15 protein-coding genes are annotated in these 21,045 nt (G+C 50.2%); 12 read left to right on the top strand and 3 right to left on the bottom strand.

Going from position 1 to position 21,045, the window contains the following annotated elements:
- Positions 1–255: 255 nt before the first annotated feature.
- Complete coding sequence (locus QOX44_RS15930) at positions 256–1,710, top strand: cell wall hydrolase (RefSeq protein ID WP_283684598.1); 1,455 nt, start codon at positions 256–258, stop codon at positions 1,708–1,710.
- A 90-nt stretch (positions 1,711–1,800) separates the two neighbouring features.
- On the opposite strand, the gene QOX44_RS15925 is transcribed toward QOX44_RS15930, so the two are convergent.
- The 3 genes from QOX44_RS15925 to QOX44_RS15915 all read right to left on the bottom strand — a co-directional run bounded on the left by QOX44_RS15925 (position 1,801) and on the right by QOX44_RS15915 (position 4,531).
- A complete protein-coding gene (locus tag QOX44_RS15925; protein ID WP_283684597.1) occupies positions 1,801–2,967 on the bottom strand; it encodes an FprA family A-type flavoprotein in 1,167 nt (388 codons plus the stop codon).
- A gap of 98 nt (positions 2,968–3,065) precedes the next feature.
- Positions 3,066–3,578, bottom strand: a complete 513-nt coding sequence (locus QOX44_RS15920) for a DUF4364 family protein (RefSeq protein ID WP_283684595.1) — start codon at positions 3,576–3,578, stop codon at positions 3,066–3,068.
- Positions 3,548–4,531, bottom strand: coding sequence for a TIGR01212 family radical SAM protein (locus tag QOX44_RS15915; protein WP_283684594.1), 984 nt, complete (start codon positions 4,529–4,531; stop codon positions 3,548–3,550). Before QOX44_RS15915 ends, QOX44_RS15920 begins: the two co-directional genes overlap by 31 nt.
- 466 nt (positions 4,532–4,997) lie before the next feature.
- Between QOX44_RS15915 and QOX44_RS15910 the strand changes: the two genes are divergently transcribed.
- From QOX44_RS15910 to QOX44_RS15860, 11 genes are all read left to right on the top strand, one after another.
- Positions 4,998–6,935, top strand: coding sequence for a polysaccharide deacetylase (locus QOX44_RS15910; RefSeq protein ID WP_283684592.1), 1,938 nt, complete (start codon positions 4,998–5,000; stop codon positions 6,933–6,935).
- 180 nt (positions 6,936–7,115) lie between these two features.
- The gene (locus tag QOX44_RS15905; protein ID WP_283684590.1) at positions 7,116–8,624 is read left to right on the top strand and encodes a polysaccharide deacetylase; all 1,509 of its coding nucleotides are present in this window, start codon (positions 7,116–7,118) and stop codon (positions 8,622–8,624) included.
- A 93-nt stretch (positions 8,625–8,717) separates the two neighbouring features.
- The gene (gene rfbB / locus QOX44_RS15900) at positions 8,718–9,797 is read left to right on the top strand and encodes a dTDP-glucose 4,6-dehydratase (RefSeq protein WP_283684588.1); all 1,080 of its coding nucleotides are present in this window, start codon (positions 8,718–8,720) and stop codon (positions 9,795–9,797) included.
- A 55-nt stretch (positions 9,798–9,852) separates the two neighbouring features.
- On the top strand, positions 9,853–10,722 hold the full coding sequence (gene rfbA / locus QOX44_RS15895) for a glucose-1-phosphate thymidylyltransferase RfbA (RefSeq protein ID WP_283684586.1): 870 nt from the start codon (positions 9,853–9,855) through the stop codon (positions 10,720–10,722).
- Between the two features lie 88 nt (positions 10,723–10,810).
- Positions 10,811–11,377, top strand: coding sequence for a dTDP-4-dehydrorhamnose 3,5-epimerase (gene rfbC, locus QOX44_RS15890; protein ID WP_283684585.1), 567 nt, complete (start codon positions 10,811–10,813; stop codon positions 11,375–11,377).
- Positions 11,378–11,392: 15 nt separating this feature from the next.
- Positions 11,393–12,205 (top strand): ABC transporter permease, encoded by an 813-nt coding sequence (locus tag QOX44_RS15885; RefSeq protein ID WP_283684583.1) that lies wholly within the window; start codon positions 11,393–11,395, stop codon positions 12,203–12,205.
- 430 nt (positions 12,206–12,635) lie between these two features.
- Positions 12,636–13,904, top strand: coding sequence for an ABC transporter ATP-binding protein (locus QOX44_RS15880; RefSeq protein WP_283684580.1), 1,269 nt, complete (start codon positions 12,636–12,638; stop codon positions 13,902–13,904).
- Positions 13,905–13,970: 66 nt separating this feature from the next.
- Positions 13,971–16,058, top strand: a complete 2,088-nt coding sequence (locus QOX44_RS15875; RefSeq protein ID WP_283684579.1) for an SAM-dependent methyltransferase — start codon at positions 13,971–13,973, stop codon at positions 16,056–16,058.
- A 54-nt stretch (positions 16,059–16,112) separates the two neighbouring features.
- Positions 16,113–18,842, top strand: a complete 2,730-nt coding sequence (locus QOX44_RS15870) for a glycosyltransferase (RefSeq protein ID WP_283684578.1) — start codon at positions 16,113–16,115, stop codon at positions 18,840–18,842.
- 72 nt (positions 18,843–18,914) lie between these two features.
- Positions 18,915–19,418 (top strand): transcription elongation factor GreA, encoded by a 504-nt coding sequence (gene greA / locus QOX44_RS15865; protein WP_283684576.1) that lies wholly within the window; start codon positions 18,915–18,917, stop codon positions 19,416–19,418.
- Between the two features lie 339 nt (positions 19,419–19,757).
- Positions 19,758–21,029, top strand: a complete 1,272-nt coding sequence (locus tag QOX44_RS15860) for a transglutaminase domain-containing protein (protein WP_283684575.1) — start codon at positions 19,758–19,760, stop codon at positions 21,027–21,029.
- The last annotated feature ends 16 nt before the right edge of the window (positions 21,030–21,045 follow it).

The raw sequence follows: 21,045 nt of genomic DNA, 5'->3' as shown, positions 1-21,045 counted from the left end.
CCTCCCTTATTATATCATACAATAACATAAAATAACAGATATAAAATCAAAAAAATTGACATAAAAAAAGCAGGTTTTATGCGACCTGTGAGTACTTTTTCCGATATTCAACTGTCAAACTCCCGAGCTGGAAATTTTTAGATAAGGGTTGACAAAGAAGAGTAAACATATTACAATACATTCGTAACAACAGTTAACAATTATGTAATATTTGTAATAAAGATGTATGAAAGGCTTTGAGGAGGAAATACACCGATGAGGAAAAAGAGAAGCTGTGTGATCGCTGCAGCGGCAATCATGGGCGCATCCCTGATGATGAGCATGACAGCGGCAGCACAGGAGAATACGATAGCTGTTCCGCACGACCAGGAGGCAGTGTGGGAAGAACTGGCAGTGACGAATGATGATACCGTCAACACAGGGATCAACATCCGCAGCGCAGCTAACGAAGACAGCGACGTGATCGGATATATGTATCATGGTGATGCGGCATGGGTGCTCAACCGTGGAGAGGAGTGGACAGAGCTCTATTCCGGCGGTATTACCGGTTTTGTAAAGAATGAGTACCTGACGTACGGTGAGGATGCGAAGAACATGGCGCAGAATCACGGGACAGAGGGTGTCGCTACGACATGGGATGATGTAAAGGTCTATGCAGACGATAATGGAGCCTCTGAGGTAGTCACATCTCTGGATTCTGGAGATTCGATGATCCTGACTCAGGATAATGGGGACTGGCTGGAGGTACAGCGCGGTGCAGACAGCACAGCCTATGTTTCAGCGGAGGATGTTTCCCGCGTACTGCTGCTTGATACGGCGGTGCCTTCCGATGCAGTAAATGATGGGGCATCGGAGGTATACTATGAGGAGTCCTATACGGATGATACATATGCAGAAGCGTCTTATACAGAGGAGACTTCTGCAGGCGAGACATGGACAGAGGATTCTTACACAGAAGAGACATGGACAGACAGTTCTTCCACAGGCGAGACGTGGACGGACGACTCCTACACAGAGGAGACCTGGACCGATGATTCTTCCGCAGGCGAGACGTGGACGGATGACTCCTATACAGAGGAGACATACGCAGATGATTCTTATACAGAAGAGACGTATGCAGAGCAGACAGAAGCAACAGAGTCCGCTTCTGGAGATGAGAGCTATTACGATGCTGCTACAGGTATTTATTATGATGCCAGCACAGGTCTGTATTATGACTCCGGGACAGGCATTCTCTATGATGCATACTGGAATCCGGTTTATGAGGGATCAGCAGTGACACCTGAGACTTCCGCACCGGAGACCTCTGCGCCAGAGACAGAGTACGTGGAGCAGACGGAGGAATACGTAGAAGAAACAGAATCCTCCTCTTCTGCAGGTACGGATGATACGAATCTGCTTGCAGCGCTGATCTACTGCGAAGCAGGCAATCAGAGCTACGAAGGCATGGTAGCGGTCGGAGCGGTTGTTATGAACCGTGTGGCCAGCGCATCCTTCCCGAATACGATCAGTGAGGTCATTTATCAGAGCGGTCAGTTTACTCCGGCTTCCAGCGGAGCTCTTGCGAGCGCACTTGCAAATGGTGTCCCCAGCACCTGCTATGATGCGGCGGCAGCAGCTTTGAGCGGAGAGAATCCGGTCGGAGGAGCATTGTATTTCAATACGGGATCCGGCAAAGGTATGAAAATCGGAGATCACCAGTTCTATTAAACTTCATCTACACAAAACTGCCGCAGGCGCCAGCTCCTTTCCCTATGGAGCAGGGTCTGCGGCAGTTTTTTATTTCATGATATATAAAAATTATGCAAGCAGTGCGTCAGCGAGCAGTTCCATCTGTGCGAGGTCTGCAGGCTTTACAGTGGATTTGATTGTTACCATAGGCTCGATCTCTGTGATATCCTTCATAGACGACAGGAGCGCTTTCATAGTTTTACCGGCAGAAGGAGCCCAGCTTCCATTTTGCAGATAAGCTACCCTGCGCTTCTGGAAGTTCTTTGCGCGCAGATGATTGAGGAAATCTTCCATGCAGGGGAATACTCCGCCGTCATAGGAGGCTGCCGCGAGGACAAGCGTGTCATAGCGGTAAGCGCTGGCGATCGCCTCTGCCATATCATCTCTTGCCAGATCAAACAGTACGACTTTTTTCGCTCCCTTTTTTTCAAGCATATCAGCGAGCAGTCTGGCAGCGCGGGCAGTATTTCCGTGGATCGAAGCGAAGGCGATCACGATGCCCTCCTCCTCAGGCTCATAGCTGCTCCATGTCAGGTATTTGCCGATATAGTAGCCCAGATCTTCCTTCAGGATCGGTCCGTGCAGCGGGCAGATCATTGCAATATCAAGTGTTGCGGCCTTTTTCAGGAGAGCCTGTACCTGTGCGCCGTACTTTCCGACGATGTTGATAAAATAGCGTCTGGCTTCATCTGTCCATTCTTCCTCTGTATCGAGAGCACCGAATTTTCCAAACCCGTCGGCAGCGAAAAGGATTTTTTCACTCTGCTCATACGTGACCATGACCTCCGGCCAGTGGACCATTGGAGCCATGAAGAACTGCAGCGTGTGGCTGCCAAGGCAGAGCGTGTCTCCCTCTTTGACCAGCACTGTTTTTTCCTCCGGAAGTGAAACCTCAAAGAACTGGTGGATCATTGGGAACGTTTTTGCGTTGCCGACGATCTTCATGTCGGGATACAGGTCGATCAATGTCTTTACGCTGCCCGCATGGTCCGGCTCCAGATGCTGTACGATGAGATAATCCGGAGTCCTTGTCCCGAGTGCGTGCGTTACGTTGGAAAGCCATTCCTGTGTGCCGCGGGGATCTACGGTATCCATGACTGCGATCTTTTCGTCAAAAATGATGTAGGAGTTGTAGGAAACTCCGCCAGGTACGTGATACTGGCTTTCAAACAGATCAATCGTTTTGTCGTCTACTCCAACGTAAACAATAGAATCAGAAATATAGGTGTCTTTCATAGTGTCCTCCTGTTGTAAATGTTAAAATATAAAAAACGATGGAGCCCGGGATGCTGCAGCGTCCCCTTCCATCGCTTTTGTCTGAAACAGCCGGAGTCTTACAGAAGCTCCTTCATGACGTATTCATAAATCCTCTGGCAATTCCGTTTCCAGTTGCGGCAGACGATTTTTGCCTGTGTTTCATCCGGAACGGTGATGGTCAGGTCGATCGGGTTAGAATACTTCTCTTTGACAATGCAGTGGACCGAGTACTCATCTGCTGTATTTTTGTAGTAGTCTGAGATAACAGAGACCTCATCGCGCAGTTCCATTTTATTCTCAGCAATATACTGATCGATCTCATCACGGATCGATTTGGAAATGCGGTTCTGAAAATAGTGCAAAGCCTCCTCACCTGCTGTGTTTAAAGAATAGTAGGAGGTATTGCGGATCGTTTCCTGATGGATCATGCCGCTCTCACTGAGCTCGGACAGTACGGACTGCAGGGTAAAGTATGTCGTATATTCACGATCCAGAATAAACTCGGAGATCTGTGAATTCGTAAGCGGAAAGTCAACCTTTTCCAGCATATATAGAACGATCAGCTTGTATAGTGTAAATGGTTCTGGCATGGATATTCCTCCTGTTTAAGATCGGCCGCACGCTCCAGCGCCCTCCCCTGCCAGGTGCCGCGGATGCGCAGCGCAGAGTGGATCGTGTTCAGTACGGTTCGTTTATTGCGGCTCCACAGCGGCGCGATCAGAAGACCGCCGGGACCGTCTCCGGTGATCCGGTGAATAATGATGTCCGGTGAAAGCTGTTCCAGACATTCGATCAGTATATCAGTATATTCTTCCATCGTCATAATATGGAATGGCGACTGCGCATAATAATCTGCCAGATCAGTGCCGCGCAGGATATGGAGCAGCTGCAGCTTGATCCCCTGGATATCGCAGTCGTTCAGATAACGGACGGTTTCCAGCATCTGTTCTTTTGTCTCGTGCGGAAGACCGAGGATCGTATGGACGATGACTTCGATATTGCGGGCACGAAGCTGACTGACTGCCTGCTCAAAGCAGGGCAGCTCATACCCGCGCCGGATCAGCTTTGCGGTAGCTGCATGGACTGTCTGAAGCCCAAGCTCGACCCAGACCGGCTTTATGCGGTTCAGACGATCCAGAAGCTCCAGCACATCTGGCGGCAGACAGTCCGGGCGCGTGGCGACAGACAGTGCAATGACTTCGTCGTCCGCCAATGCTTCCAGAAAAATCGCTTCCAGATAATCCACCGGCGCATAGGTGTTTGTATACGCCTGAAAGTATGCGATAAATTTACGGACAGGACGTTTTTGACGGATCATGTTTTTTTGAAGCTGTATCTGTTCCGTGACAGAAAGCGCAGCGCTGGCTGCAAAATCGCCGGAACCTCCGCTGCTGCAGAAGATACATCCCCGGGTTCCAAGTGTCCCATCGCGATTGGGGCAGGTCATGCCGCCATTTAAAGCGAGCCGGTATACTTTTTCACCAAAGCGCCGCTTCATCTCATAATCAAGACAGTGATAAGGTTTGTCAGCCCACTTCATCATCAGTTGCCCCTTTACAGTTTTGCTTTAAGTATATCACCGCACGACGTTTTAGTAAAGGAGGAATGGCAGAGCGCCATATACAAAGCGCACAGAAAATCTTCGCTTTCAAAACAAGTTTGAGCTCAGATTTTTGTAGCTTTGTACATGGCTGAACTGTTATAGAAAAATGAAAGTAAAATCAGTAACAGTTCAGCCATCCGCTCGAATTAGCTGCTGCGCAGCTTATATCGCCGCATGCGCGGCTAAATTCTCGCTTATGGCAGAGCGCCATATACAAAGCGCACAGAAAATCTTCGCTTTCAAAACAAGTTTGAGCTCAGATTTTTGTAGCTTTGTACATGGCTGAACTGTTACAAAAATTAAGAAAATCAAAGGTGGCAGTAATTGACAAAAAGTGGCGTATCCACTATTCTATTTAATAGAACGCATGTATGTCGGAAAATGATGAAAATTCGGGGGTTTTGGTATGGACGAAGAGAAAAAGCAGGCCGGCAGGCCACAGATATATACAGGAGAAACTCAGCCGATCAGGAGAGCTCCGGGGGATACGGGGGCTCGCAGTGTATCGGGGCCTTCATCTGCACAGAGGCAGACAGCTGCAAAGAAGATACAGCAGCATCCGTCCTCCGGGGACCGGGGAGAAGCAAAGCGGATACAGGCAAAGAAGATACAGCAGCATCCGTCCTCCGGGGGCCAGGGAGAAGCAGAGCGGCTGCAGGCAAGAGAGGCGCAGCAGCGTCCGGTACAGCAAAGCCGGAGGGAAAGCCAGCAGCATCCGGTACAGCAAAGCCAGAGGGAAAGCCAGCAGCATCCGGTACAGCAAAGCCAGAGGGAAAGCCAGCAGCGTCCGGCGCAGCAAAGTCAGAGGGGAAGACAGCAGGGTCAGACGGGGAGACTGCATCGTACAGAAGAACATGTACAGCAGCGTGACAATGAGAAAAAGATCCAGATTCTGACAGGTGTGCTCGGGGTGCTGATCGTATTGCTCATAGCGGCGTTTGTCTATGAGATTGTACTTGGAAACGGTACGAAAAAGACGGGAAAAGAGCGCATGGCAGAAAACGGTCAGATTGAGATCTTTGGAGAGACAGACAGCCAGAAAAAGAAGGAAACAGAAGCGGAGAAAACGCAGGAGAAGGATCAGGATACAACCCCTTCCGCGTCCCCATCGGCAGCTGCAGCCTCAGGTGATCCGCTGGAGCGGGCGCAGCTTCTGGCGGCGCAGTATGATTATGATGGCGCAGTGAAGCTGTTAAAAGAAACGAAGGGCTATGAGGAGAATGCACAGTATCAGGAAGCAGTCGGAAAGTTTGAGGAGCAAAAGGCTGCCTGTGTTCCCTACCCGGCATCTGAGGTAACTCATATTTTTTTCCATACACTGATCCATGATGCGGCAAAGGCTTTTGACGGAGATGAGTATGAGGCCGGTTACAACCAGTTTATGGTGACGGAGTATGAGTTTAAGAGTATTATCCAGCAGATGTATGACAGGGGATACGTGATGGTATTCCTGGATGAGCTTGCACCGGGAACGGATGACGGCAATGGGAACCGGACGTTTGCGACACAGGATATTTTGCTGCCGCCGGGAAAAATTCCTTTTGTACTTTCTCAGGATGATGTCAGCTATTATCACTATATGGATGGAGACGGGTATGCGAGCCGTCTGATCGTTGATGAAAATGGCGATGTAAAAAATGAATATATAGAGGATGACGGGACAGTATCGGTGGGAGATTATGATATGGTGCCGATCATTGATACTTTTGTAAAGGAGCACCCGGATTTTTCTTATCATGGACAGAAAGGGTATATTGCCCTGACGGGATATGAGGGGATACTGGGCTACCGTACGGATGAGGTATACAAAACAAAAGAGGAGGGTCGGGTGACCGTCCAGCAGCAGATGTTTTTTGATTCCTATCCGGGCGGTTTTGACGAGGCTGCGTTTGAGAAGGAGTGTGAAGGAGCCAGAAAGGTCGCGGAGGCGATGAAGGCGAATGGCTGGCGCTTTGCAAGCCATACCTGGGGACATCAGAACATGAGTGAGACGGACGGGATCAGCTTTGACAGCTTTGTCAGGGATACAGACCGCTGGGAGACCTGGGTGGAGCCGCTGATCGGAGAGACGGATACGCTCATTTATGCCTTCGGCGGTGATATCCGGGGTATGGAAAAGTACTCAGGAGAGCGGTTTGAGTATTTGAAGAAGTGTGGCTTTGATTATTTTTGCGGAGTCGATTCCGCAAAATACTGGCTTCAGGTAGAGCCGGATTACGTCCGACAGTCCAGAAGGAATGTGGACGGATACCGGATGTATTATAATCCTGAGATGCTGGAGGATCTGTTTGATGTCCAAAAGGCATGGGATCCGCTGCGTCCGTCTTCGGTGCCGCCGATCTGATCCGCGTATGCGGCGATATAAGCTGCACAGCAGCAGATCTGGCTGGCGGGTAAATGGCCGCGCATATTTTGTGTCTGAAAACAGATACTGTTATCAGACAGGAGCTGTCAGAAAAACAGGATATACAGGAGACGCGCCGCTGTGGAAGATCATAGCGGCGCGTCGGAGCAGGAGGGCAAAATGGAAGACAGAGATAAGGCATTACAGCAAAGGAGACTGAAGCGCAGACGAAATGAGCTGATCATAAAGTGTATTATTTCGCTTCTTGTGCTGATCATAGTCATTCTGGCGGTGATCCTGATAAAGGATGCGCTTATTCCGCAGATCACAGGAGAAGGCAGACCGAAGCGTCAGCAGCAGGAAAGGCAGGTACAAAAAGACGATGAGGACAGCGAGGGCAGGCTGACGGCAGACAGTCAGGCAGAGGGCGGAGCGCAGGAGGTTGCAGGGCAGGAAAATACAGCCGGAGCAGCCCCTTCCGGTTCAGAAGCGGAGCTGATCGCGCAGGCGGATATCATGGCAGCTCAGTATGATTATGATGGCGCGGTAAATTATCTGAAATCGGCGGAGGGATACAGCGCCAGTCAGGCAATGCAGGATGCAGTGGCAGGATATGAGAGTACGAAGGCGACGTGTACGGCGTATCCGCTCGATCAGATCACCCATGTATTCTTCCATACAATGATAGTGGATCCGGCAAAAGCGTTTGACGGAGACAGTAAAGAGGCAGGGTATAATCAGGTCATGACAACAATGAGCGAATTTGCCGCGATCATGGAGTCCATGTATGAGAAGGGCTACGTCATGGTCAGTCTTCATGATATGGCTACCGTCAACAGCGACGGGACTGTATCGAGAGGAGAGATCCTCCTGCCGCCGGGCAAGAAACCGTTTGTACTCTCTCAGGATGATGTGAGCTATTATCATTATATGGATGGAGACGGTTTCGCGCAGAAGCTGATCCTCGATGAAAACGGAGAGGTAAAGAATACGTATGTGGAGGAGGATGGCAGCGTATCGGTGGGAGATTATGATATGGTGCCGTGGATTGATACTTTTGTGAAGGAGCATCCGGATTTTTCGTATCATGGCCATAAGGGTATCCTGGCGCTGACGGGATATGAAGGTGTGCTCGGGTATCGCACAGACGAAGTGTACCGGACGCGTGAGGCAGGAAGAGTCACGGAATATCAGCAGAAATTTTTCGATGAGCACCCGGATTTTGACGAGGCAGCATGGCAAAATGAGGTAGAGCAGGCAAAGGCAGTCGCTGCGGCAATGCGGGAGAACGGCTGGGAGTTTGCAAGCCATACCTGGGGACATATTTCACCGACTGCGACCGGGGTCGACGGAGTGATGCAGGATACACAGCGCTGGCTGGATAATGTGGAGACAGTGGTCGGGGATACGGATGTGATCATCTTTGCGTTTGGCGCGGATATTGGAGACTGGCAGCCTTATACAAGCGAAAATCAGTATTTCACGTATCTCAAAGAAAAGGGCTTCAATATTTTCTGCAACGTAGATTCTTCTCAGTACTGGGTGCAGTTCGGGGAGAATTATATGCGCCAGGGCAGAAGAAATCTGGATGGATACCGGATGTACTACAATCCTGAGATGCTGTCGGATCTGTTTGACGTGAGCGCAGTGTGGGATCAGACACGCCCGACGCCTGTGCCGCAGATGTGATATTCTCCGGCGTTTGCTTTACTTTAGCGGAAAATAATGATATACTGAAATACACATTTCAGGAATGAAAATCATATTCTATGGAGGATTATTATGAGAACGTATCTCGTGACAGGCGGAGCCGGATTCATCGGTTCAAACTATATTCATTATATGTTTAAAAAATATGGAGACGAGATCCGCATTATCAATGTGGACAAGCTGACCTATGCGGGCAACCTCGAGAATCTCAGAGATGTGGAGGATCGCAGCAACTATACATTTGTACGTGCTGATATCTGTGACTCAGAAGCGATCAATCAGATCTTTGAGGAGAATGAGATCGACCGCGTGGTACACTTTGCAGCAGAAAGCCATGTGGACCGCAGTATCCGCAATCCGGAGGTTTTCGTAAAGACAAATGTGCTCGGGACACTCGTGATGCTCAATGCGGCGAAGGCAGCGTGGGAGCTTCCGGACGGTACATTTAAGCCGGATAAGAAGTTTTTGCATGTTTCTACGGATGAGGTATATGGTTCTCTGGAAGAAGAGGGCGAGTACTTTTACGAGACAACGCCGTATGATCCACACAGTCCGTATTCTGCGAGCAAGGCGTCTTCGGATATGCTCGTGAAGTCCTATATGGATACGTATCATTTCCCGGCAAATATTACGAACTGCAGCAACAATTATGGTCCTTACCAGTTCCCGGAGAAGCTGATCCCGCTGATCATCAACAATGCGCTGCATGGGAAGAAGCTCCCGGTATACGGAGACGGAAAAAACGTCCGCGACTGGCTGTATGTGGAGGACCATGCAAAGGGAATTGATATGGTGCAGGAGAAGGGCCGTCTGTTTGAGACATACAATATCGGCGGGCACAATGAGAAGCAGAATATCCAGATCATCCATATCATCCTGGATACACTGCGGGAGATGCTCCCGGAGAGTGACCCGCGCCGGGCGCTTGTGAGTGAGGAGCTGATCACATACGTAGAGGACCGCAAAGGTCATGACCGCCGTTATGCGATCGCACCGGACAAGATCCGCGCCGAGGTGGGCTGGGAGCCGGAGACGATGTTTGAAGAGGGGATTCGCCGGACGATCAAATGGTTCTTCGAAAATGAAGAGTGGATGAAGAACGTGACGAGCGGCGATTATCAGAAATACTACGAAGAAATGTATCAGAAATAAATCAGGTGCAGGGATCCCACAGGGGTCCCGGCTTATGTTTCTGGAAGGAGGAGCGATGAAAGGTATTATTCTTGCCGGAGGGTCCGGCACCAGGCTGTATCCATTGACAAAAGCAGTTTCCAAGCAGATCCTGCCGGTGTACGACAAACCGATGATCTATTATCCGCTGTCTACGCTGATGCTGGCGGGGATCCGCGAGATCCTGATCATTTCCACACCGAGAGATCTTCCGGTATTCGAGGAACTGCTCGGAAGCGGCGAGCAGCTGGGGCTGAGGCTTTCCTATAAAGTACAGGAAACTCCGCGCGGGCTTGCGGACGCGTTTATTATCGGAGAAGAATTCATCGGGGACGATAATGTGGCCCTGGTGCTTGGCGATAACATTTTTTATGGGCAGAGCTTTTCTAAAATGCTGCTGGACGTCGCAGGAAGAAAGGATGGCGCGACGATCTTCGGCTATTATGTAAGAGATCCGAGAGAGTATGGTGTCGTGGAATTTGATGCAGACGGAAAAGCGATCTCGATCGAGGAAAAGCCGGAGCACCCGAAGTCCAATTATGCAGTTCCGGGACTCTATTTCTATGACAATGATGTCGTAGAGATCGCTAAAAACGTAAAGCCGTCCGCACGCGGCGAGATCGAGATCACAAGTGTGAACAATGAATATCTGCGCAGAGGAAAGCTCCGGGTCGAGACAATGGGCAGAGGATTTGCATGGCTGGATACGGGAAGCCATGATTCTCTTTTAGACGCGGCGGATTTTGTCGCAGCGTTCCAGAAGCGTCAGGGGCTTTATATTTCCTGCATCGAGGAAATTGCATATAAAAGAGGTTTTATTACAAAGGAGCAGCTGATCGAGCTCGCACAGCCGCTGCTTAAGACGTCCTACGGCAAATATATGCTCGAGGTGGCGCAGGGGCTGTAAAAGGTCCGGAAAAAGACGCTGTCCTGCAAGGCAGGCTGGCCATTTTGGAAGCAGACCGGGCAGGCAGTGATATGAAGGAGTACGTAAAATGGGAAAGATAACAGTTGAGACCTGTGAGATTGAAGGATTAAAGATCATCACACCAGCCGTGTTCGGTGATGCACGCGGCTATTTTATGGAAACCTATAATTACAACGACTATAAAGAGGCGGGGATCGACCAGATCTTTGTGCAGGACAATCAGTCTGCGTCAAAGAAAGGCGTGCTGCGGGGACTCCATTTCCAGATCCATTTTCCGCAGGATAAGCTTGTGCGGGTGGTATCCGGCGAGGTGTTTGATGTGGCAGTAGATCTGCGGGAGGGTTCACCGACATACGGGCAGTGGCATGGCGTGCTGTTAAGCGCTGAAAACAAAAAGCAGTTTTTTATTCCGAAGAATTTCGCGCACGGTTTTCTGGTCCTCTCGGATTATGCAGAATTTGCATATAAGTGTACGGATTTTTATCATCCAAACGATGAGGGCGGCATCCGCTACGACGATCCGGAGATCGCAGTACAGTGGCCGATCCCGGAGGGTATGGAGCTTATCATGTCCGAGAAGGATACAAAATGGGGCGGACTGAAGGCGTACAATGAGTTCCGCAGGTCGCTGTAGGATATAGGAGTTTTTATGAAAAGTTTCCTTTCGCTGCCGGCAGAGATATATCAGAACAGAAGGATGATATATAAGCTGGCGAAGAATGATTTTAAGACAAAGTTTGCGGGATCTTATCTTGGCATCGTATGGGCATTTATACAGCCGGTCGTGACCGTGATGGTTTACTGGTTTGTGTTTGAAGTAGGCTTCCGGGCGGGGAATGACTCCCTCCCGGTGCCGTTTGTGCTCTACCTTGTGGCGGGTATCGTCCCGTGGTTCTTTTTTCAGGAGGCATTAAATGGAGGCACAAACGCACTGATCGAATACAACTATCTGGTTAAAAAGGTTGTATTTAACATCAGTGTGCTTCCGGTCGTGAAAATGATCTCCGCGCTGTTTGTCCATGCAGTCTTTGTCTGCTTTACTGTATTTCTATACGGTATGTACGGACATTTTCCAGATCTGTATTATCTGCAGATTTTTTACTATTCAGGCGGTCTTTTGCTGCTGACGCTGGGACTGTGTTACGCGACGAGTGCAGTCGTGATCTTTTTCCGTGATCTTTCACAGGTGATCAATATTGCGCTTCAGGTAGGCGTATGGCTGACGCCGATCATGTGGATCGCAGACGATATGCTGGCTTCGCACGGGTGGCTTTTAAAAATCCTGAAATTAAATCCCATCTATTACATCGTGACAGGATACCGCGATGCATTTATCTACAAAAACTGGTTCTGGGAACGGCCAATGTGGACGATATATTTCTGGTGCTTTACCATAGGAGCCTTCCTGATCGGAAACTGGATCTTCCGTCGCCTCCGCGTACACTTTGCGGATGTGCTTTGAGCCGTGCAAAAACACCGAGCCGCTCGAGGCGCATGCGCCAGAGAGCGGAAAGAGGTGTTTTTATAGGGCGAATGCCGGCGACCGAGACGAAGCGGCAGCGGAGTCGAGGTGCGGCTCAAAGCACAGAAAAAGAGCCGTGCAAAAACACCGAGCCGCTCGAGGCGCATGCGCCAGAGAGCGGAAAGAGGTGTTTTTATAGGGCGAATGCCGGCGACCGAGACGAAGCGGCAGCGGAGTCGAGGTGCGGCTCAAAGCACAGGAAAAAGGAAGTGCAAAAACACCGAGCCGCTCGAGGCGCGTGCGCCAGAGAGCGGGAAAAGGTGTTTTTATAGGGCGAATGCCCGCGACCGAGACGAAGCAGCAGCGGAGTCGAGGTGCGGCTCAAAGCAGCAGCTGCGTTTCATACATTGATGTAAAAAGGAGAAGGACTGTGAATTCTGATACAGCGATCCTGGTGGATCATGTGACTAAGGTCTACAAATTATATAATAAACCGTCTGACCGCTTGAAGGAAAGTCTGGGACTGGCGCGGAAGAAACATTTCCGGGAGAAATATGCGCTTAACGGGATCAGCTTTGAGGTGAAAAAGGGAGAGACGGTTGGCATTATCGGGACGAATGGTTCCGGGAAGTCTACGATTTTAAAGATTATTACCGGAGTACTCAATCCGACGCAGGGGAGCGCGCAGGTTGCGGGAAGGATCTCAGCGCTTCTGGAGCTTGGCGCCGGATTTAATATGGAGTATACAGGGATTGAGAATGTGTATCTGAACGGTACGATGATGGGCTTTTCAGAGGAAGAGATCGATGCGCGGCTGGAGAACATTCTTGCCTTTGCAGATATAGGAGATTATGTGAATCAGCCGGTCAAGACATACTCAAGCGGTATGTTTGTACGGCTGGCTTTTGCTGTGGCGATAAATATAGATCCAGAGATCCTGATCGTTGATGAGGCGCTTTCTGTCGGGGATGTATTTTTCCAGGCGAAGTGTTACCGCAAATTTGAGGAGTTTAAAAAACAGGGAAAGACGATCCTGTTTGTCAGTCATGATCTCGGAAGTATTACGAAATACTGCGACCGGGCGATTCTCTTAAATCAGGGTGACAAGATATTTGAAGGCACGCCCAAGGAAGCTGTCGATATTTATAAGAAGGTGCTGGTGAACCAGTTCGATCCGTCGGAGCTTGAGGCAGACTCAAGAGCGGCTGATATTGAGGATGTGTCGAAAAACTGGAAGGACAGTGTGGACGTAAACCCGCAGCTGATCGAGTATGGAGAGAAATGTGCGGAGATCGTTGATTATGCGCTTCTCGACGACGCCGGTCTTATCACCAATACCATCATGAAGGGCAGTACATTCTCCGTGCGCATGAAGGTGATGTTCCATGAGGATATCGCAGAGCCGATCTATGCGTTTACCATCAAAAATCTGCAGGGGATCGAGATCACGGGGACAAATACCATGTACGAAAAAGCAGACGTGCAGCCGAAAAAAGCAGGGGAGTTTCAGGAGATCACCTTTACACAGAAGCTGGACCTGCAGGGCGGAGAATACCTGATCTCTCTTGGATGTACCGGATACAAGAACGGAGAGTTTGCTGTGTTTCACAGATTATATGACGTATGCAGCCTGACAGTGATCTCTGACAGGAATACAGTAGGATATTACGATATGAATTCCAGTGTGACCCTGTCATAGGATGCGGCTGCCGCACGCAATCAGAAAATAGAGAAACGGGTCAGTGCAAAAGGAGAAGAAACGGATATGGCAAAACTGAATCTTGATTATTATAAAGGGAAAGATTTATATTCAGACGGCGATGTGGAGGAAGAGATCCTGGAGATCGCAAGGTCGGGAAAGAAGCTTGAGGAGCTTGAAGCTGTGAAGTTTCCGGTCCTCTATCATCTTTCCAGGGCGCGTGAAAATATCCTGAACTGGTATCCGTTTCGTGAAGGAGCCAACGTGCTGGAGATTGGTTCCGGCTGTGGTGCGATCACAGGGCTTTTGTGCAGAAGGCTCGGGCGGGTCGTCTCAGTAGAGCTTTCCAGGCGGCGGGCCGGGATCAATTACGCGCGCCATAAGGACTATGAGAATCTGGAAATACTGGTCGGAAACCTGAATGATATCGCATTTAAAGAGACATTTGATTATGTGATCTTTAACGGAGTATTTGAATATGCCATGGGCTTTACGCCGGGAGAGAAGCCGTATGAGACGTATCTGCGCAGTGTCAGCCGTCTCCTGAAGCCGGACGGAAAGATCCTTGTTGCGATCGAAAACCGTCTGGGGCTGAAATATTTCGCAGGAGCTCCCGAGGATCATACGGACGGATACTTTGACGGTATCCGTGAGTATGAAGGAAACGATACGGTCCGCACCTTTTCAAAAGCAGAGTGGGAGACACTGATGCACAGCTGCGGACTGGAGTATTATAAATTTTATTATCCATACCCGGACTATAAATTTCCGCGGGAAATTTTTACAGACGCGTCTTTGAAAGATCAGAAGTATGGATGTCCGACATGGAACTTTACGAAATACCGCATGGCTCTGTTTTCAGAAGAAAAAATGGCGTCTGCTCTGCAGCAGGAAGGCGTGATGGACCGTTTTGCAAATTCGTTTCTGATCGAGATGAGCGCCGCGCCGTTTACGTCTTCGGTGGAGTATGTAAAGCTCAGTACAGACCGGGCAGACCGCTTTTGCGCTGCGACTGTGATCTGTAAGGATGGGAATGGAAAGTATGTTGTAAAAATGCCGATGGAAGAGGCAGCCTCTTCTCACATCGGCACACTTGCGGCACACACACAGCAGTACAGACTGTGGGAGCCGCTTCCGGGAAGACTGGAAAAGGATGGTATCGTCTATCCGTTCCTTCCGGGAAAAAGCCTGGGACATCAGGCGGAAGAGGCGGTGCAAAACGGAGATTTTGAAGAGCTCCGCAGGCTGCTTGCTATTGTGCGCAGGCTCTGTGAGGATGAGGGACTGCGTCATGCAGATGTATCAGAGATGACGCAAAAGGAGACAGAAGCGTTTGGCCAGGTGTTCGGTGAGACGATGGAAGAAGATCTGTGGCGCGGCGTACCGTGCGTTGCTCCGGCAAATATTGACCTGATCCTGGACAATATCTTTCTGGCGGAGGATGGCAGGTATCGTGTGATCGACTGTGAATGGATGTTTGATTTTCCGGTCCCGTCAGCATTTCTTCTGTGGCGCGCAGTAAATGAGCTGTACAGCACGTATCCATTTCTGGATGCGCAGTATGCGAAGAAGGATCTGCTTTCTGAGTTTGGGATCACGCGGGAGCAGGATGAAAGCTTTCAGAGGTGGGCAGTATATTTTACAGAACATTATGTTGGCGCAAACCGCCTGCTGGCGCAGAGTGTGCCGGAGATAGGCGTTTCTCTGGAGGAGTTTCGGACGAGACTGCTCCGCAGCGAATATCTGGAGTGCCAGCTTTTTGTTGATACCGGAAATGGATTTTCAGAACAGGAAAAGCTCTGTGCACAGGTGCCGCTGGAGGAAGGCGGCTTTACGGTCACGTTTGATCTGCGCTCGTTTGGCGCCGTGCGGGGACTGCGTTTTGACCCTGTTGAGGGAAGTGCGTGTATCTGCAGGATAGATCCGGCTAAGACGACGGCCCGGCTGTCTGCGGCGAATGCATCCGCGCATACACAGCAGGGGGATGTATTCCTGACGCCAGATCCGATCTATCATGTACAGGCGGACAAAGGCGCACAGCAGATAACGGTCAGCGCCGGGATTCGTCTGATGACAGAAGCGGAAGCTCTGACCTGTGCACAGCAGCTTTTACAGAAAGCAAAAAAGCCGCTTGGATTTTTGAGAAAACACTGAGCGTCTCAATGATTAAACAGGAGTCCTGTCTGGCAGGACAGTTGGAGGAAACAGATGAACAGAAGGTCAGAAAAAGTAGACATTATTATCCCTGTGTACAATGGATATGACGACCTGCAGCGCTGCATTCCGAGCGTAAAAAGACACACGGATCTTTCCAGACACCGTGTGATACTGATCAATGACTGCAGTCCGGATGAGAGGATAGCGCCCTATCTGGATTCGCTCGCAGACGACCATATTCTTGTGCTCCACAATGAAACAAATCAGGGATTTTCTGCCAATGTAAATATAGGCATGCAGCTTTCAGAGGATCGGGACGTACTCCTTCTGAATTCCGATACGATCGTCACGGCAGGGTGGCTGGACAAGATCCTTGCGTGCGCGTACAGGGAAGAGAGTATAGCGACGGTGACGCCGCTCTCCAACAGTGCGACTCTGTGCTCTGTTCCTGTGATGTGTCAGGACAATCCGGTTCCGGAGAACTGTACGGTTGACTCGTACGCTGCCCTGATCGAGCGGTGCAGCCTGCACCGTTATCCGCGGATCACGGTGGCAGTCGGCTTCTGTATGTTTATCAAGCGGTGTGTGATCGAGGATATAGGGTATTTTGACGCCGGAACCTTTGGGCGCGGCTACGGAGAGGAAAATGATTTCTGCAACCGTGCGGAGCATGCAGGCTATCATCACGTGATGTGTGACGATACCTTTGTTTACCACAAGGGGACGGCCTCTTTTGATACGGCGCAGAAGCAGGCGCTGTGTGATGCGCATAATGCGATTTTAGAGGAGCGCTATCCGCAGCAGATGCGCAGAAATCATCTCTACTGTGTGGAAAATCCCGATCAGGAGATCCGGGACAACATCAATCTGTACACAAAGCTGCACAATGGAAAGAAAAATCTGCTGTATGTGGTGCATCTGGATTTCCGCGCCACAGCATTTAATAATATCGGAGGGACGCAGATCCATGTGCGGGAGCTGATGGAGGAGCTGCGCGGAGAGTACAATGTGTTTGTGGCAGCCCGCGACGGGGAATTTCTCTGCGTCACTGCATATACAGACCAGGAGGAAGTGCTCCTGAAATTTGAGATCGGGGAGGAACCGCAGTTTCCGGTCTTTCGTGACGCGGCGATCCGCAGGATATTTGATGAGATATTGCAGGCGTTTTGTATTGATCTGGTACACGTACATCACACGCAGGGGATCTCTCTGGATATTTACGATGCCGCGCAGGCGCAGGGGATCCCGGTGATGGCGACGCTGCATGATTATTATTACGCGTGTCCGACGATCCTTCTGCTTGATCCGCACAATCACTACTGTCTGCCGGATGACGCGAAGCTTTCCGGGGAAGAACGCTGCAGACGCTGTCAGGAATGTCTCTGGGAGAAAAAGCAGATTTATCCGGAGACGGATTATCTGCGCATCTGGAGAAGGGAGCATGGGCGCGCGTTGGAGCAGTGCCGGGAGATCATTTTCCCATCAGAAAGCGCTATGGAGATCATGCTGCAGTATTATCCGCAGCTTCGTAAAAAATGCCATGTGATCGCTCACGGCGAGGACAGGATAACAAGAGAGGCCTGCTGTAAAATGCCGCAGGGGAAGATCGTGAAAAATAAAGAGCTGCGCGTAAAGCTCGACCGCGTCATTGGAGAGGATCATGGCCTCGGCGATGTAAAGGGCTGGGCTTATCTGCCGGGGATCCCATCCGGGGAGACAGAGCTGTTTGTGGAGCTTACGGACCAGCGCAGACAGACGGAGTGCTTTTTATCTGCAAGAACTGCCAGAAAGGACATTGTAGAGGCGTTCGGCGATCCGGACGCCCTCATGTGCGGGATCGACGTCAGAGTGCGTTCACAGAAGCTGGCTCCGGGGCCGGTCAGGATCCGCGTGTACGTAAAGCATGGAGATACGATTTATACAGACGGAAAGGTATACACCGGAACACACCGTCCGAAGATCAGTAAGGAGGGAAGGTTGCATGTCGCGTTCCTTGGAGGGATGGTGCCGCAGAAGGGCAGCATCACGGCAGGAAAGATGATCCCTCTGGATACACAGAATATCAACTGGTTTGTGATGGGCGCAATAGGCGATAAGCAGGTTGCTCAGATCTCACAGGACAACTGTTATTTCAGCTCCACGTACAAAAAGGAGGAGCTGCCGGAGCTTTTGTCTGATTATGAGATTGATCTTGTGTGCATTTTGCCGATCTGGGCGGAGACATTTTGCTATACCGTCTCTGAAGCGTGGATGAATGGCATCCCCGTTGTAGGTACAGACATCGGAGCCGTCGGAGAACGGCTGCGCGCAACAGGCGGCGGCTGGCTGGTTTCGCCGCAGGCGTCTCCAGAGGAGATCGTTGAGCTGCTGCTTCATATCAGGGAGCATCCGCAGGAGTATCAGGAGAAAAAGGATATTGTTCTGCGCATGCAGCACAAAAGCGTGGCTGCGATGGGCGGGGAATACAGAGCGCTGTATGGAGCACTTCTGGAAGAGGGGCAGGATAAAAGAGCCTGCGCGCCACAAGACGCAGAACGTACCTGTGCGCAGAACGGAGCAATTGATTTTGACTTTGTCTTTCAGGGATACGCATGTGCAAATCCGGAAATCGGCGGCCACGGCGGGACTGCCTCAGTCAATCGCCTCAGAAATGAAAATGCGGCGCTGCGGTCTTCTATTGAGGTGCTCAAGGGGACGACCTCTTACCGCATCGCACAGAAGATCGCCCAGGCACGGATCCCGTTTAAAGAGCAGCTAAAAAGGATAGCAAGGCGCAGATAAAGAGCGTGCAGAAAAACAGCAGCAAATAAGACCAGGATCAGATGGCCATGACAGGAAGAAGGATGAACGAACATGTATGATCAGTTAACGCAAAGTGATATCAAAAAAATACAGGAGGAGATCGATTACCGCAAGCTCGTAGTCCGCAGGGAAGCTATAGAGGCAGTCAAAGAGGCGCGTGCGCACGGCGATCTCAGTGAAAATTTTGAGTATCACGCAGCGAAGAAAGACAAGAATAAAAACGAGAGCAGGATCCGGTATCTGGAGCGAATGCTGAAAACGGCGCGTGTGATCTCGGATGACTCAAAGGATGATGAGGTCGGGATCAACAACACCGTACATGTTTATTTTGAAGAGGATGATGAGACAGAGGTCTATCGGCTCGTGACAACGGTACGCGGAAGCTCGATCCACGGCCTGATCAGCATCGAATCTCCGCTGGGCAAGGCAATTCTCGGACACAAGGTGGGAGACCGCGTGTATATAAAGGTCAATGATCAGTACGGTTATTACGTGGAGATCAAAAAGATAGAGAATACACATGATGACAGTGAAGATAAGCTGCGGACCTTTTAGTCTGGCAGGCATCATGAGAAGAGCCGGGCTTTGAGCCCGGCAGAGTCTGCATGGAGTACAAAAAGGGGACGGCATATGGTGTCACTGACACCTGAGCCATCCCCTTTTTGTACTCCTGTCGGAGTTAAGGAAAGAGAAAAATGTATGAAAACTTAACCAAAATTAAGATAACTGTTTGTCGAAGCCGCCGTCAATACAGACGCGCCATGCATTTCGGTGACTTCATTTCATCTATGGCTTTAGTATACTGGTAAAATGTGTATAAACAGTGACTGAAAACTGAAAGAAATCTAAAGAAAAACAAAACAAATTTATTAAGAAAAAAGGGAGGATGGGAGAATGAAAGACAGAAGGAAAAGAAGAGGGCATTTATGGGGGACGTTGCTGGTAGTCTGGTTTTGTCTGTGCAGCATGGGAATGCCGGCGGCAGCGCAGGAGCAGATCAGGCTTATAAAGGGCAGCGCGGCAGGAGCCGATGCAGCGAAGATCCAGGCAGAACTTCCATTTAACAGTACCTATAAGGTATATCGGGCGGATCAGTCCCCGGAGGCGGGCGGAGTATTCCGGCTCGTCGATATCTTTGATGCCGGATCACGCTGGATATCCCTTAATGGCGGCACGTGGCAGCGAAGGGGTACGAAAGGAAGGATGATTTGTTTTGATGCGGATGCAGATATGAAAGGCGAGGTTCTGTTTTACGATACGGGGCTTAGTCTTGGGCGTACGTACTATTATAAACTGGTTACGGAGTATGGCCTGGATGGCGAAAAGGCTGAGTCGAATACGATCATGCTGAGGACAACGCTTACTGCGCCTGACATCCGAAAGGCATATACTGTGGGAAATACGTCAGTGAAGCTTACGTGGATGCAGCCGGCCGGAGCAAAGGGATACGAGATTTACCGGCAGACAGGCGGTGCATGGAAAAAGGTAAAAACGATCAAAAAGGCGGGAACCCTGACTTTTACGGACCGCGGACTGAAATCGGGAAAAACCTATAAATATAAGGTAAGGGCGTATGCCAGAGTAAACGGGAAGAAACAATACAGTGATTTTGGCAGTATTTACAAGGTCAGGACGAAGAAGCTTACTGTAAAGGGCAGCTACCGGCCGGGCAGCGTATACGGTCCGTCGCTTAACACAGGCAAGCTGACAGAGGTACGCCGTGTAGTACAGAGCTTTAAGGATAATTATATCCGTAAAGGGATGAGCGATTATGAAAAAGTAGCTGCGGCGTATACCTATTTAAGGAATAATTGCAGCTATGCATGGCGCGGCTGGCAGTATAACGGTGCAAATACGGCGTGGGGTGCGCTTGTTTACGGAGAGGCACAGTGTTCCAGTTATGCGCGGGCGATGAAGGCGCTCTGCGATGCGGTCGGTGTTCCGTGCAGATACGTTCATGCCAGCTCCAAAGCTTCAAATCCGAGCCATCAGTGGAACATGGTCCGGATTGACAGAAAGTGGTATGTGCTTGATGCGCAGGGAGGCTATTTTCTTGTAGGAGAGAAGACGTGGAATAAGATCGGTATGTACTGGAATAAGGGCGGACTGCCAAAATGCAGCAGGAAGGATCATCCGCGCGGCGGTTTTTTGTCAAGTGAGATGTAGAAACAGACTTTGTGCA

The organism is Parablautia sp. Marseille-Q6255, assembly GCF_951230155.1.
In the GTDB taxonomy this organism is placed as follows: Bacteria; Bacillota; Clostridia; order Lachnospirales; family Lachnospiraceae; genus Choladousia.
The sequence above is the reverse complement of the archived record's forward strand: the minus strand, read 5'-3'. Positions and strand labels throughout refer to the sequence as shown.

Coding starts and splice junctions, on each gene's coding strand:
- QOX44_RS15930 (WP_283684598.1), top strand. CDS start 256: ATGAGGAAAAAGAGAAGCTGTGTGATCGCTGCAGCGGCAATCATGGGC.
- QOX44_RS15925 (WP_283684597.1), bottom strand. CDS start 2,967: ATGAAAGACACCTATATTTCTGATTCTATTGTTTACGTTGGAGTAGAC.
- QOX44_RS15920 (WP_283684595.1), bottom strand. CDS start 3,578: ATGCCAGAACCATTTACACTATACAAGCTGATCGTTCTATATATGCTG.
- QOX44_RS15915 (WP_283684594.1), bottom strand. CDS start 4,531: ATGATGAAGTGGGCTGACAAACCTTATCACTGTCTTGATTATGAGATG.
- QOX44_RS15910 (WP_283684592.1), top strand. CDS start 4,998: ATGGACGAAGAGAAAAAGCAGGCCGGCAGGCCACAGATATATACAGGA.
- QOX44_RS15905 (WP_283684590.1), top strand. CDS start 7,116: ATGGAAGACAGAGATAAGGCATTACAGCAAAGGAGACTGAAGCGCAGA.
- rfbB (WP_283684588.1), top strand. CDS start 8,718: ATGAGAACGTATCTCGTGACAGGCGGAGCCGGATTCATCGGTTCAAAC.
- rfbA (WP_283684586.1), top strand. CDS start 9,853: ATGAAAGGTATTATTCTTGCCGGAGGGTCCGGCACCAGGCTGTATCCA.
- rfbC (WP_283684585.1), top strand. CDS start 10,811: ATGGGAAAGATAACAGTTGAGACCTGTGAGATTGAAGGATTAAAGATC.
- QOX44_RS15885 (WP_283684583.1), top strand. CDS start 11,393: ATGAAAAGTTTCCTTTCGCTGCCGGCAGAGATATATCAGAACAGAAGG.
- QOX44_RS15875 (WP_283684579.1), top strand. CDS start 13,971: ATGGCAAAACTGAATCTTGATTATTATAAAGGGAAAGATTTATATTCA.
- QOX44_RS15870 (WP_283684578.1), top strand. CDS start 16,113: ATGAACAGAAGGTCAGAAAAAGTAGACATTATTATCCCTGTGTACAAT.
- greA (WP_283684576.1), top strand. CDS start 18,915: ATGTATGATCAGTTAACGCAAAGTGATATCAAAAAAATACAGGAGGAG.
- QOX44_RS15860 (WP_283684575.1), top strand. CDS start 19,758: ATGAAAGACAGAAGGAAAAGAAGAGGGCATTTATGGGGGACGTTGCTG.